We start from the raw sequence: 13,289 nt of genomic DNA, 5'->3' as shown, positions 1-13,289 counted from the left end.
TCAGCGACTTCGCTGTCACGGTCCAGTCTCCCCAACAAACCAGACTCGCGCCATGAGCGGCTGGGTAACCACAATGTGGGCCCGGAGGGGATCCCGGCACCGTGGTCACCGACTGCTATCCCGGAGGTTCGGGAAGGACCTACCCGAGACTTCGGAAGGTAGCCAGGTCAAGTGGCCTCTTGATCCAATGCGCGGGGCCCGAGCTCGCTCAACTTGACGATGATGTACTTGAACTGTGGGATGTCCTTCAGCAGGGGTCCCATCTTCCCCTTCACCGAGATCTGCTTGGTGACCAGCGCGATGTTGACGGTGAGCTCGCCTGTCACCAGCATGCGCCGCCAGTTCTCGCTGTTCACCGGTGAGCACGAATTCGCTGGGTGGCGCGTCGTCCGCGTTGGCATGTTCGACGACGTCGGACATGACGCCCCTGCCGAAGTCCATGCGGACGACGAGGGTTAGCTTCCCGGTGTACACATGTGTCACCCCGAAGGTCATCTTGTCGGCCTTCTTCAGCCAAACGTGGTCATTGTTGAGTGTTTCGGCGAGGGCGTCGGGTACCGAAAGTGGGCCTGGTGTCGTTCGCTGTTGTTTCTTCCTTTCCGAGGGCTGCTTTTTACAGGTCGTTTCCGCCGGCCGTCTCGGCCAAGCCGCGCACCCCCATCCCGCCGTCACAGTTGATAATCGCGCCGGTTGCCGTCCTCGAGTTCGCCTTCGAAGCCAGCAGAACGTAGTGCCCGGTGTAGTCCGCCGCCTCGGGCAGCTCCTGCAGCACGGTGCACTGTTTGACCAGATCGCCGAGCGGCACTGAGGTGATGGTGGTTTCGCCCATTCCGAGCGAACCAGGTCCTCTCAGATCGGTGGGCATTGCGCCCGGAGCCACCCCGTTGACGCGGATCTTGGGGCCGAGTTCGAAGGCCAGTTCCTTGATCAGCCCGACTACCGCGTGCTTCGACGCGGTGTAGAGCGGGCCGCCGCCGCCGGGGTAGAAGCCGGCGTTCGACACGGTGTAGATGATCGAGCCTCCGGTGGCGGCGAGCTCCTCGACCGCCGCACGTGCACCGTGCAAGTAGCCCTTGACGTTGATGTGGAACATTTCGTCGAAGAGGGCGTCCAGTCGGTCCACCGGGATATCGACCATCTTCGTCGAGAAGTCCCAGATCGCGGCGTTCGCGACGAACGTGTCGAGGCGACCGAACTGGCGAACCGTTTCCTGGACGACGCGCGCATTGTCGTCGTACTTGCGCACGTCGCCTTCGACCACGAGGACATCCTCGCCGAAGTCGTTGGCAAGCTTCTCAGCCTTCTCCGCCGACTTCTCCAGGACACCCACCCGGGCTCCTTCTCCCAGGAATCGCTCGACCAGCGCCCGGCCTAGGCCCGACCCTCCGCCGGTGACGATCATGACGTTGTCTTCCAGCCAACCCATCTGAATCCCTTTCTTCGTCTTGTGAGTTCGGTTCGTCTTACGCTTGCGCCGGGGCGCTCAGCGTGGCATCGATGTCAATCAATTCATCCTCGATTGCGTTGCTGCTCACTTGCCTGTCGCGCTCGGCAACGAATTTGTGACCCCAGATGCTGATCTTGTCGTAGCGCACGACGGACCAGCCTGGTTCGACCTGGCGAGCGCCCCAGCCGTATTCGACGGCAAATCCGGAGGGGGTCGCGCCGTAGAATGAGAGCATGTGGTCATTGGTGTGGCGGCCAAGCGTCATGACCACTGTCCCGTCCGCATCGAACTTGTCGTAGGCAAGGCCCACGTCATCCATATGCTTGGTCTCGAGCATGAAGTGGTGAGTCTTCTTTGCTCCCGGGAGACCGGCGAGCGCCAGGGTGTGGTGTCGACCGTTGCAGTGCAGGAAGTGGAGTTTGACCGTCAGTTCATCGTTGAGCTTCCAGTCGATGATGTCGGAGAGATGGAAGCCCAGGCCCTTGACATAGAAATCCAGGGCAGCATCTATATCCGGCACAGCCAGCACGTAGTGGCCGAACCCCTGGTCGCCGGTCGTGAAGCCCGAGACCCCGGTCGGCGAGATGAACGGCTTCTCGAACAGCTCCGTCGCGCCATAGTAGATCTCGACCCGGGTGTTTGCCGTGTCCGTGCACGAAATCAGTCCGAGGACACCGCGATCGTCCGCCAACTCGCCGCTCTCTGTTGTCACCTCGATTCCATGCGCTTCGAGACGCTTTTTGATCGCGAGTAGCGAGTCCTCGCTCTCGACCTCGTAGCCCGAGAGCGAGATGTCATCCGACGGTCCCTTTTCGACCATCAGGCGCCAGCTGCGGGAGTCAATCCTGAACCGCGCCGAATTCTCGCTGCTCGAGGCCTCCATGGCCCCCAGTTTTTCCGTCATGAAGGCGCGCCATGCGGGCACATCCGCAACCTCGAAGCCCATGTAACCAAGTCTCTGAACGCTCATTTCTTACCTTTCTTGGAGTGTGATTTGCGCCGTCGGCCGCAGGCTGTGAATCACCCAGGGACCTCGGGTATGGCTTTCCTGTTGCCGTGTGTGATGGCCGAAGGAGATTGGCCACCCGGCGTCCCGAGCCGACTTGACCGCTGGTTGGGAGATGCGACTCGATCGCGGTGCCTGCGTTGGCGTCCTACCCAGTCTTCGACATGTTCTCGATCCAGCAGAGCAGGCGACCGTTGGTGCATATCGTCGCCGAACCAGTGGCGCGGCGGAGCGGATGAGTGATCGGCCCTAGCGGCACCGCTGATCACTCCGCGATCAGGGCTCTCTGTCATGCCGCTGTTGTTCTCTCGCGTGCCGCCCGATTCAGTTCGCGCAACTCCACGCTTGTGTCGGCGAGAACGTCCCGGCCCACCTGAGCACCGCTCTCGACAAGGCGGGTCGCCATGGCGAACTCTCGCGGAGCATCCACCGAAAGGGCCGCAGTCAGTTTGCCGTCGGTGAGCCTGAAGAGCAGTGCCGGGCCGTCGTCGGGAGCGCCTCGCATGACGTACTCCCCTGAACCTTCGATGTCGCCGATCATCTGTATGCGATGTCCGGCTATCTCGGTCCACGACAGCGGTAGTTGCGGCGCATGAACGGCTTTCCCTAACATCGCGGACGCAACTGCGGTCGCCTCTTTCTGACTGTTGATGTAGGTCTCGAGCGACCGCCGGCCGCCCGTCCGTAGCGGCCATGATGCCGCGTCGCCGGCCGCGAAGACCCCCTCAGCGGCGGTGCCGCCGGAATCGTTCACGATGATGCCGCGGCTGCACGCAAGCCCAGCCTGCTCGGCTATCGCCGTCTCGGGTTCCGCGCCGACGCACACGATTGCACTATCTGCCGGGAAACGCCGTCCGTCGGTGCCGATCACGGCGGTGATCCTGTCCACCCCGTCGAACTCGGCGACTCCCGTGTTCACCATGACCGAAATCCCGAGTTCCTCGAGGCGCGCCCGGCACCAGCCACCGATCCGGCGGCCCAGAACGCGCTGTAGCAACTCGTCTGAGGCCTCGAGGATGCTGACCTCGAGCCCGAGCTTCCGAGCGGTGGTGGCAACCTCACAGCCGATCAAGCCTCCGCCGACGACGACGAGCCGTTGTCCTGGCTCCCAGTCTTGGCGCAGCCGCTGCGCGTCGTCCACCGTTCGCAGGGTGGTGACGCCAGGAAGGTCGGCGCCGGAAAAGGAGGGAACGCGCGCGCTGGCCCCGGTCGCCAAGAGAACACGATCGACCTCGAGCGAGCGGCCGCCGTCGAGCAGAACCTCCTTGCGGGTGACATCCACCTGCAGGACCGTCCTGTCGAGCACCGTCTCTACCTGTAGCTCGTCGTACCAGTCAGCCGGTGACAGCGGCGGGGGATCGGCCAGATCCCCGGCCAAGACCGCTTTGGAAAGCGAGGTGCGGTCATATGGGAGTTCGCGTTCCTTGCCGATCAGGAACAGACGCCCGTCATAGCCTTCCGAACGCAGCGACTGCACGGCACTCACGCCAGCGACCCCGCCCCCGATGACCACGATGTCGGAAGTCATGTCGTCACTCCGCCCTCGAGGTCCACGAGAACGTCGTCTCCCTCGAGTTTGACCACAAAGGTCCGCAACGGCAGACAGGCCGGGAGCGCCTTCGCCTTGCCAGTGCGCACGCAAAACTTGGCCCAGTGGAGTGTGCACTCCACGACGTCGTCCTTGAGATACCCGTCTGAGAGTGCCCAATCGGCATGGCTGCAGGTGTCCTGAGTCGCGAAGAACTCTCCGCCCACGTTACAGACCAGAATCGGCTCTGGACCTTCCTCGAAGCGAAGCATCTCACCCGGCGCCAAATCGCCGGAGCTGCATATCTTTGTGAGGGCCATCGTCACTCCTAGAAGAAGAAGCTGAGGTTGTTGGCGAGAATTGTGCTCTGGTCGATCAGGATCGTTCGCTTCGCGAGTTCGAAACCCGCTTCGCTACCAGTTCGACGCAGAATGTCCTTCCGCTCCCCAGCGAAGATATCGAGCTGCCGCTCGAGCCGATTTCTGTACACGATGAAGACGTTCGAGACGTGGTATTCACCAGGGTTATCACCGTCGACGATCATGACGTTGGAAATCACGTGCCGCGTGCGCGAGGCCGGGTTCTCTGACCAGCTCACATCGGAAGTGATCTTGCGCAGGCGCCCTCGCATCATCTGCGCATTGTCGTCGAAATGTGCGTATTCATGGGCGCCGGAATACTCCTGTTCGGCTTCTCGCATGATACGCGTGGTTCGGATTGGCATGAAGTAATGAATATCTTCGGCCAACAGATCGAACCATTCTTGGAAGCGGCGGTCATTGAGAAGTTTCGCCTCCCAGTAGTAGAACTGCTCGATCTCGTGCTGCAGGCTGGGGTCTACTGGTGCGGGTTTTGTTCGAAATGCCGTGGTTGGCGATTCGGCGTCAATCATAATTCTTCCTAATCAGTCGGGAGTTCTGTTCAGGTGGAGACCCGGCGATGGTTCCACCGCGGTCCGCTCGCCCCGCCGCGGTCACGTGTGGGTCGACTCGGACACTGCGGGTCGGGTGGCGTCCAGTGCAGCCCAGTCCGGCGAAGTCATCATCCGGACCCATTGCGTATACAGCCCACGCGCCGCTTCTTCGCTGTAGACGTAGCTGATCGTGCCGGGGTAATCGGGATTGTCCGTGTCGGTCTGGCCGAGTCCCATCTCCGCGTTGAACGGCCGACTGCGGGCCTTGTGTCCGCGCAGCACCTGCTGGATCTCAACCCAGTTCTCGCCGTCGTCCTGCTCGAAGACACCACCTGCCGAGAAGGTTCGCAGTGTCTGCTGGCGGTATTCCTCTTTCATCTCCTCGGGTGCGTCGGCATCAACGACGGTGAAGGCCCAGACCTCGATCTCGTTCGGCCCGCGAGGGTGCCACGCTCGGATGGTGTTGATGCCTGGCAGGAACGAACAGGTTGGGAAGATGGTCATGTGCTGCGCCATTAGTTGCTGGCCACGCTCTGTGCTTCCCAGGCGCTCGGAAGCCTTCTCTGCGGCAGTGCCCTGAGTCCAGTACTCGGTGACCTTCGGCCCCATGATGGCGAGCAACAGGTTGGGATCGCCGATGTAGAAGCCGCTACCGTGCCCGCCCCAGGTTGCGCGGTACTGGATGCCTTCCGTGGGGGGCGCGAGCTCCGACAGATCGACGCCATCAGGCAGGCCCGCGAGAATGCCGGAAAGATGGGATGTGGTGCCCGCGTGGTACATGTCGCTGCAGAATTGCTCCGCTGCGAACTTCCAGTTGCAGGGAATGACCCACTTCTGAATCCCCGGGATCGCTTCGGTGCCCGCTTCGGTTCTATCCAACATGTGGTCCATGTAGAACTTCGCTTCACCCAGATAGGTGTCCAGGTCCGGGGCGTCAGCGTCCCAGTTTGCGAAAATCAGGCCCTTGTAGGTCTCGACGCGAGCCTGTAGCGGGCCCCAATCTTCTTTCCTCAGCCCGGGGAAGGCCTGCTCCTCGAAAGGCACACTCACCAAGTTGCCGCCCGTATCGTAGGCCCAGCCGTGATAGCTGCAGGTGAATGACTTGGCATTGCCCCCGTCCGCGCGGCAGATCCGCATTCCGCGGTGGCGACACTGGTTGAGGAAGACGCGGATCTCCCCGTTCTTCTGACGAACGACCATCACGGGATCCTCGCCCATGTAGTTCGTCATGAAGTCGCCGGCCTTCGGAATCTGCGTCTCGTGGCCCATCAGCAACCACGAGCGACCGAAGATCCGCTCCAGTTCCTGTTCGTACAGCGCCTCGTCGGTGTAGATCCGCGGGTCTAGCCGGCCGGTCCTTTCGTCTACGAGTTCAGCGATGTCCGCGTCGGCCCACTTGGGCTTTCTCCCCGCAAGCGCGGGTTCACATTGCACGTCAGTCATGCGGCTTTCCTTTCTCGTCGGCAAATCACACTTGTACGGTCGTTAGTGCGTTCAATGGAACTCAGGTCTGCGTCGTAAATGCCTTCGGCTACGTCGCCGACGGTGAACCACGGCCCGACGGAAAAACTTCCGATCCATTCGCCGTGCTCACTCGCTGGCATCCATAGTGATCCAGATCTCATCGGCGAACATCCGGGAAAACTACGGAACCCGCCGGTCCGATGGATCGACGGACCTGCTCCATGTTTCCGCTGCGAGGACACTGCCGCGGCGGGGGTGTCGAGACCGTACGGTAGGAGTTGTCAGCGGACCGCATGAACGCCTCGGAATGCTTGTGGGACTGGGAAGCTCGACCATGTAGGGCAGAAACCGCGCCGCAAGGTCGATGGAGGAAGAGCGCTTGGCAACGGAACTGGAGGATGCCCGGCGCCGAATCATCGAACTCATTAGCCAGCTGGCCGAAACAGTGCGCAGCCGTGATCACCGCATGCAGGTGATGGCGTGGAATGCGGGGCCGCGAGCACATCGGATTCGGGGTGCTGTGACACGAGTTCGGGTGCTCGTACTACAGCCACGTGGTCGGGCGGATCAGGTTTGCGAGATCCACCAGCGTGTACCGATGTCGGCGTTCGAGTGCCTTGCGGGCGAGCGCCCGGAGCGCCGACTCCGCTGCACAGGACCCGATGGCGGACCTAGGTGACGACCGTGTCGGTGACCTTGCCGATGGTGTCCTTCGCTGTTCACATCGTCGAGATGAGCCGCGAGCTCGCCGATCGCGTCAGCTCCGGCCAATCTTCTCTGCGCTTCTTGACGATCTGTGGGGGCTCGCCTGTTGACCTGCCCACCCGGCTGGAATTCCTTACGGCAACCAATATGGTCGTGATCGCGCCTGAGGTCAGAAGCGCCCACTCATGATCAGCGCCGCAGCTTGTCAGGCACCAACTGCGCCGAAGTCATGGTCGCCCGAACAGTCCGATTCTGGAGACTCCCTTGAGCAGCTGCTGGATACGAACAAGCCTTGCACGCCCCTTCGCGGCCATGATTAGGTCGGTTCGATACCAACGGCTAGGACTCTCGCGATACTCAGAGAGTGTTTTGAAAGTTTTCGATTCGGGCGCGGCGGACCGGCCCGGTGGCGGCATGATTAGGTCCGTCGTTGCTCGCAGGAAACGTCGCAAGCGGACGCCGTATCCGTCCGATCTGACCGATGCCCAATGGGAGTTGATCGCACCGATGGTGCCCGCGGCGCTGCCGGGCGGTCGCCCGGCGATCCACGATCGTCGGCGGATCGTGGAAGCGATCCTCTACGTCAACCGCACCGGTTGCTCGTGGCGGCAGCTCCCGCATGACTTCCCGCCCTGGCAGACCGTTTTCGGGTACTTCCAGCGATGGAACGAGTCCGGGGTGACCGACCGCATCCACGACGCGCTGCGGGCGAAGCTCCGTGACCGTAGCGGCCGGGATCCGATGGCGTCGGCGGGGATGGTCGACGCGCAGGCGGTCAAGGGCGCCGACACGGTCGGCACGGAAACCCGCGGATGGGACGGCGGGAAACGGGTCCACGGCAGGAAGCGACACGTGGTCACGGACTCGCTGGGCCTGTTGGTGGTCGTGCTGGTGACCGCGGCGAGCGTGCAAGACCGCGACGGCGGGCGCCTGGCGTTGTCTCGGGCGAAGACAGTGATGCCGTCGATGGTGTGGGCAGACGGCGGCTACGCCGGACGTCTCGTCGCGTGGGTCGCGGAGCATTGCCGGATGACGCTCGATATCGTGCGGAAACCCAAGGGGAAGCTGGGATTCAGTGTTCTGCCGCACCGTTGGCTAATCGAACGGACCCTGGCGTGGATCGTGCGTTGCCGTCGACTTGACCACGACTACGAACGCCTCCCGGCGCACTCGGAGGCGATGATCAAATGGGCAATGATCGGATTGATGACCCGACGACTCGCCCCCGCACGCGGACGACACCCCTGGCAGTCGACCCGCGCGGCGTGACACTTTCAGAACACTTTCTTAGCTTGTCGTTTAACCTCGGCCATCGCGTGGGGCAGTTGGTGCTGGTGTTGTTCGGCGTGTCGCCGCGGCATGAGGCGACCACCGCCTGATCATCTTGAGGTTCCTTCCAGAGAACTTTCGAGACGAAAACAGGCGGTGGCCGTGAGTATCAGTGTGCCCGATCGGTGGGCGGTCGGGGAAGAATCGGTCCCCGATCCGCGTGTCGACCTGGTGTCGTTCCGCGAAGAGTTCTACCGGTGTCTTCCGTCCCGAGGTGATGCATTGTTCGAGTTGACCGATGCGCTGCTGTGTTCCGGCACCGCGGTTCGCACCCTGGTCGAGTTGTCACTGGCCGCCGAGCATCGGCGCGGTCACGGCGCCTTGTACGACGCAATTAACTGCGGCAGAGTAGATTTCACTCGGCTGCGCCGCTACCTTGGCGGGCTGACGATCCCGTGTGATCGTGGCGGCCGGATCGTTCTGGCCGTCGATGTCAGTGCCTGGTTGCGCCCGGATGCACCGACGAGTCCGCAGCGCGGGTTCTGCCACGTCTACGGCCGCGGGAAGAATCAGGCGCAGCTGATCCCGGGGTGGCCGTACTCGTTCGTCGCCGCACTCGAGACCGGGCGTACCTCGTGGACGTCGGTGCTCGACGCGGTTCGCTTGCGCCCCGACGATGACGAAACCGCTGTGACGGCGACCCAGGTGCGTGAAGTGATCACGCGGTTGCGCGAGGCCGGGCACCACCGCGACGGCGACCCGGACATTCTGCTGGTGTTCGACGCCGGATACGAGTTGGCGCGGTTGGCGTTCGTGCTCGCCGATCTCCCGGTGCAGGTGTTGGGTCGGATGCGTTCGGACCGGGTGCTGTGCTTCCCGGCGCCGCCACCGGGCCGTACTGGGCGCCCACCCCGGCACGGCCCCGAGTTTCGATTCGCCGACCCGATTACGTGGCCTGCACCCGAGACCACCTCGAGCACCGAGACGGACCGATACGGCACAGCCTCCGCTTCGGCGTGGAATCGGTTGCACCCGCGACTTGTTCATCGTGGCTCGTGGGCTCAGCACCCGGGGCCGCCACCCATCGTGGAAGGCACGGTGATCCGGTTGACCGTCGACCACCTTCCTGGGGACCGGCATCCCACCCCGGTGTGGCTGTGGTGCTCGGACCCGGGCGTCAGTGCCGACGATCTCGACCGGTTGTGGCAGCTGTTTCTGCGGCGATTCGATCTCGAGCACACCTTCCGATTCTTCAAGCAGACGTTGGGGTGGACCGCACCTCGGCTCCGCAGTCCCGAGGCGGCCGACCGCTGGACCTGGATCGTGCTGGTGGCCTACGCCCAACTCCGGCTCGCCCGTCCTCTGGCCGAGGACCTACGCCGCCCGTGGGAACGGCCTGTCCCACCAACACGATTGACGCCGGCACGGGTTCGTCGAGGGTTTTCGCGCACCCGTGCGACGATGCCTGTTCCGGCCAGTGCACCGAAACCCAGTCGACCCGGACCCGGACGCCCACCCGGATCGAAAAACACCCACCGCGCACCGCATCACCACGTGGGCAAACGCGCCGAAACCAAAGCTAGAAAACCCGTCGGGGCCGCCTGCCCAGGTTAAAAATCAAGCTAGTGAGAGAAGAAGAACTTCAAGCCTTCGGATACGGATGCTGCCGCCGTGGTCGTGGCGTCGATCAGTTCGGCGACTCGGTTGGGGTCCGTTGCTCGCGTCTTCAGGACCGGAACATTGATCGCGGCGACTACGCGTCCCGTGTGGTCTCGGACGGGGGCCGCAACGGCCCAGACGTCGCGGTCAGTTTCTTCATCATTGACGGCATATCCCTGCGCCCGGACCTTTGCCAACCCCTCCAAATATGTCTGCGGAGTCGGCGCTGCATTCGGGCCCGCTTGAGCCCAATCCTCGGGGGCTGGCAGCATTGCGCTTACGTCGTCTTCAGGAAGCCACGCCAGCAAGACTTTCCCTGAAGCGCGCCCGTCCCATGCAGGGTAGCGCTGCCCAATCGCGCTGAAGATCTTAATCAGGCTCGAGCTTTCACGTCGATCTACGAAGACGATGTCATGATCAGATAGCACCACCAGCTGGGCCGCCTCCTGGGTGCGGTCATGGAGCAGGTCGAGGGGGACTCGTGCATTGGAGATCAGATCGTTGCCCTCGAGGGCAACAGCGGCCAGTCGTACGACCTGGTAGTGAGGAGCGAACTGACCTGTCATCGGGTCGACCCGTACGAAACCGTGCTGTTCGAGAACGTTGAGGAGTCGGCGAACAGTGCTCGGAGCCAACTCGAGTTGTTCGCTTACCTCCGCTGCGGTTAACGCTGGCTGATGAAGTGAGAATGCCTCGAGTACGTCGAGCATTCGTTCAGCCGAGCGGAGCGTTTGCCCCGTAGACTGCTTCGCCACTGGTGACCTTCCTTGTAACTTTCGTTACTTAATCATACAACCGGCACAGGATTGGCGGGAGTTCACCGGTGTTGGATTCGAGCGGTCGCGTCTCGTTTTGGAGCCGCCGCACTCCCTCGCGCGGGCCAGGCCCAAAGGTAGTAGGACGGTACGGAACGCGCCTGTGCCCGCACCTGGCTCAAAGTTGTCGCCTGGTGGCTGGACCGAGAGCGTTGGTTGATTGGTAGGAGAACGTGGTCGAGGGTTCGATGCCGTTTCCACTGCAGGGCCGGTGGAGTAGGCGTGAGTCGAAATTTCCGGCCGTAGGCACTCAACGTCGCCGTTCCACCAGACGTACAGGAAGGCGGTCGGCAGCGCGGTTCACCCCCCGGCGTCCTGCGGATGCCACGGCATTCGACAGGTCCTCGATCACGCTGCTGAATTGTCCCGGTCACCGGACTTGCACCCTTCTTCAGTGCAGAACCGCCGCCCCGAGATACCCTTGAGCTGCGACCCTGACGGATCTCGGCGACGGTGCATCTCGGTGCGCCTTTCGGTGGGGCCACACGAAGCGGCTGAGTATTTACTCGGCGCCAGAATATACACCGTCACCGCGCAGTTGTTTGGCGGCATGCGATACGGGCGCACACCGCCAAACAACCTCACTTCGGTCTCGTAATTCGCGTACCGCATGGACAGATCAAGAGTAACGAACCTCCAGCGATGCACGATTGCGAGCGTGTAGCGAGGAGGTGAGAGTCCCTTGCCAATGGCACTCGTCGTGCTGGTTGAAGTCGATGGTGCCAGTACTGAAGACACCGCCCGGAGTCTGGCTGCCGGGCCTAGTACTGCCTGGAGCGAGGTGCTCCCCCGGACCCCTACGTCCAGAAGGTTTTGGCATCGGGCTGACGTCGCTCGGCGAACGACGTCGCGACTTCGTGCGCCTCGTCGGTCGCCAAGTAGAGGGTCAGCAACTGGTCGTGTGCCAGGCGCGCTTGCCCGGAAACACCATTGTGCCGTGCCGAGAACGCTCCTTTGAGTGCTCCGATGGCGAGCGGGCTGCGGTGCGAAATATCTTGCGCCACTTCGCGTGCGCGCGACTGCAGTTGGTCTATCGGAACGACCTCGTTCACGAGGCCTATACTGAGCGCTTGCGCTGCCGAATACTTCTTGTTCAGGTACCACATCTCCTTGGCCCGCTTCCGGCCGATAGTGTCTTCCAGGTACCAAGTGCCGTAGCCGGCGTCGAAGCTGCCGACCATAGGCCCTACCTGACGAAACACCGCTGACTCGGAGGCGATCGTCAGGTCGCAAACGGTGTGGAGGACGTTGCCACCGCCGACCGCGAAGCCGTTCACCGCCGCGATGATCGGTTTCCCGATCGTGTCAATGGACTGGTATACGTCGATAATTGGAATGACCGCCGATTGGTCGAGTCGAGTAAGTTCGTCGTGTTCCCCGCCGATGCAGAAGAACTTCTCGCCGGCGCCGGTCAGCACAGCAGCCTGCAGAGCGGGATCGAGCCGAAAGCGCTGGAGGGCATCGATGAGCTCATTGCACGTCTGTGCGCGGAGTTTGTTGCCCGACTCTTGCCGATCGATGGTGATCGTCAGCACCGCTCCGTTGTGTTTGATCTGGATGTCATCGTATTCAGCGCTCATCAGTACGTACCATCCTGCGTGCGAAACCCCGACGTGGTCTTAGTTCCGTGGCGACCCGCCGCGACCATCTGGCGAAGGAGTGGGGGCGGAGCGAATCGGGGGTCCAACGTCGCCTCGTACGCGCTGTGGGTTGCGTGATTGTGTACGTCGAGCCCAATCATGTCGAGCAATTCGAGCGGCCCCAGTTTATAGCCGAGACCTAGCTTCAGGGCGGTGTCGATATCTTCGGCGGTTGCGAGTGCATCGTCGTATGCCTGAACGACGTCGTTCAGATAGGGCATGAGCAGAAAGTTCACGAGGAAGCCCGGACGATCCTTCACGACGACAGGGGCTTTGCCTAGTGAGGTGACGAATTCCGACAGGGCCGTCACTGCAGTGTCGGAGGTCTGGAGAGCATGCACAACCTCGACAACCGACATTAGTGGTGCCGGATTGAAGAAATGGAGTCCTGCGAACCGCTCGGGTGCCTCGACGCTGCGCGCCAGTTCGGTGATTGAGAGAGCCGAAGTGTTCGTGACAATCAAAGTAGTCGTCGGCACGTGCTCCGATACGGCCTCGAACAGGTCCTGCTTGACGTCTTTCCGCTCGGTCACCGCTTCGATTACGAGGTCACAGTCACTGAGATCCGAAACTTGGGTTGTGCCGTGCAAACGGCCGAGTAGTTGTTCGCGCTGGTCTTCGCTCAGCTTTCCGCGCCGTACACCGGTGGCCGTAAATTCCTCCACCGATCGCCGACCGGCGTCTAGACGGTCCTGCTCGGCTTCGAGGATCCTCACTGTGCGCCCGGACTGAGCGATGAGTTGCGCGATTCCGGCTCCCATCGTGCCGTATCCCATTACTGCCACGTTCTGTAGTTCAGACATCGGTACTCCTTTGCTGGGCTTGGAAGAAACCAGGAATGTT

The 13,289-nt window shown here is 62.3% G+C and carries 13 protein-coding genes and 1 pseudogene; 3 read left to right on the top strand and 11 right to left on the bottom strand.

Annotation, left to right across the window (positions count from 1 at the left end):
• Window positions 1–167 precede the first annotated feature (167 nt).
• The 8 genes and pseudogenes from ROP_RS43680 to ROP_RS42255 form a co-directional block, all read right to left on the bottom strand.
• The gene (locus tag ROP_RS43680) at window positions 168–332 is read right to left on the bottom strand and encodes a hypothetical protein (protein ID WP_005254547.1); all 165 of its coding nucleotides are present in this window, start codon (window positions 330–332) and stop codon (window positions 168–170) included.
• A 281-nt stretch (window positions 333–613) separates the two neighbouring features.
• Window positions 614–1,426: a 3-(cis-5,6-dihydroxycyclohexa-1,3-dien-1-yl)propanoate dehydrogenase gene (gene hcaB, locus ROP_RS39435; protein ID WP_005254548.1), complete on the bottom strand. Its 813-nt coding sequence runs from the start codon at window positions 1,424–1,426 to the stop codon at window positions 614–616.
• 37 nt (window positions 1,427–1,463) lie between these two features.
• Window positions 1,464–2,417, bottom strand: a complete 954-nt coding sequence (gene bphC, locus ROP_RS39430; RefSeq protein ID WP_005254549.1) for a biphenyl-2,3-diol 1,2-dioxygenase — start codon at window positions 2,415–2,417, stop codon at window positions 1,464–1,466.
• A gap of 325 nt (window positions 2,418–2,742) precedes the next feature.
• Window positions 2,743–3,981: an NAD(P)/FAD-dependent oxidoreductase gene (locus tag ROP_RS39425; RefSeq protein ID WP_005254550.1), complete on the bottom strand. Its 1,239-nt coding sequence runs from the start codon at window positions 3,979–3,981 to the stop codon at window positions 2,743–2,745.
• Window positions 3,978–4,301 carry a biphenyl 2,3-dioxygenase ferredoxin component gene (bphA3, locus tag ROP_RS39420; RefSeq protein ID WP_012687210.1) on the bottom strand — a complete coding sequence of 108 codons (324 nt, stop codon included), beginning with the start codon at window positions 4,299–4,301 and terminating at the stop codon, window positions 3,978–3,980. The genes ROP_RS39425 and bphA3 overlap by 4 nt, the downstream gene beginning before the upstream one ends.
• Window positions 4,302–4,309: 8 nt before the next feature.
• On the bottom strand, window positions 4,310–4,873 hold the full coding sequence (gene bphA2, locus ROP_RS39415; protein WP_005254552.1) for a biphenyl 2,3-dioxygenase subunit beta: 564 nt from the start codon (window positions 4,871–4,873) through the stop codon (window positions 4,310–4,312).
• Window positions 4,874–4,954: 81 nt separating this feature from the next.
• Complete coding sequence (gene bphA1, locus ROP_RS39410) at window positions 4,955–6,337, bottom strand: biphenyl 2,3-dioxygenase subunit alpha (protein ID WP_012687209.1); 1,383 nt, start codon at window positions 6,335–6,337, stop codon at window positions 4,955–4,957.
• Between the two features lie 565 nt (window positions 6,338–6,902).
• Window positions 6,903–7,007, bottom strand: a pseudogene (locus ROP_RS42255) (tetratricopeptide repeat protein); the annotation flags it as partial.
• Window positions 7,008–7,033: 26 nt separating this feature from the next.
• Between ROP_RS42255 and ROP_RS39405 the strand changes: the two are divergent.
• From ROP_RS39405 to ROP_RS39395, 3 genes are all read left to right on the top strand, one after another.
• Window positions 7,034–7,252: a hypothetical protein gene (locus ROP_RS39405; protein WP_005254554.1), complete on the top strand. Its 219-nt coding sequence runs from the start codon at window positions 7,034–7,036 to the stop codon at window positions 7,250–7,252.
• Between the two features lie 225 nt (window positions 7,253–7,477).
• Window positions 7,478–8,332, top strand: coding sequence for an IS5 family transposase (locus ROP_RS39400; protein WP_012687208.1), 855 nt, complete (start codon window positions 7,478–7,480; stop codon window positions 8,330–8,332).
• Between the two features lie 162 nt (window positions 8,333–8,494).
• The gene (locus tag ROP_RS39395; RefSeq protein ID WP_012687207.1) at window positions 8,495–9,946 is read left to right on the top strand and encodes an NF041680 family putative transposase; all 1,452 of its coding nucleotides are present in this window, start codon (window positions 8,495–8,497) and stop codon (window positions 9,944–9,946) included.
• Between the two features lie 8 nt (window positions 9,947–9,954).
• Here ROP_RS39395 and ROP_RS39390 read toward each other — a convergent pair whose 3' ends face one another.
• From ROP_RS39390 to ROP_RS39380, 3 genes are all read right to left on the bottom strand, one after another.
• Window positions 9,955–10,701 (bottom strand): IclR family transcriptional regulator, encoded by a 747-nt coding sequence (locus ROP_RS39390; protein ID WP_231869154.1) that lies wholly within the window; start codon window positions 10,699–10,701, stop codon window positions 9,955–9,957.
• A gap of 902 nt (window positions 10,702–11,603) precedes the next feature.
• Entirely contained in the window at window positions 11,604–12,386 is a 783-nt protein-coding gene (locus tag ROP_RS39385; RefSeq protein WP_012687205.1) for an enoyl-CoA hydratase-related protein, read from the bottom strand.
• A complete protein-coding gene (locus tag ROP_RS39380) occupies window positions 12,386–13,249 on the bottom strand; it encodes a 3-hydroxyacyl-CoA dehydrogenase family protein (RefSeq protein ID WP_012687204.1) in 864 nt (287 codons plus the stop codon). The genes ROP_RS39385 and ROP_RS39380 overlap by 1 nt, the downstream gene beginning before the upstream one ends.
• Window positions 13,250–13,289: the final 40 nt, after the last annotated feature.

The sequence above is a fragment of the Rhodococcus opacus B4 genome, assembly GCF_000010805.1.
Taxonomy (GTDB): Bacteria; Actinomycetota; Actinomycetes; order Mycobacteriales; family Mycobacteriaceae; genus Rhodococcus_F; species Rhodococcus_F opacus_C.
This window is presented reverse-complemented; position numbering and strand designations above follow the sequence as displayed.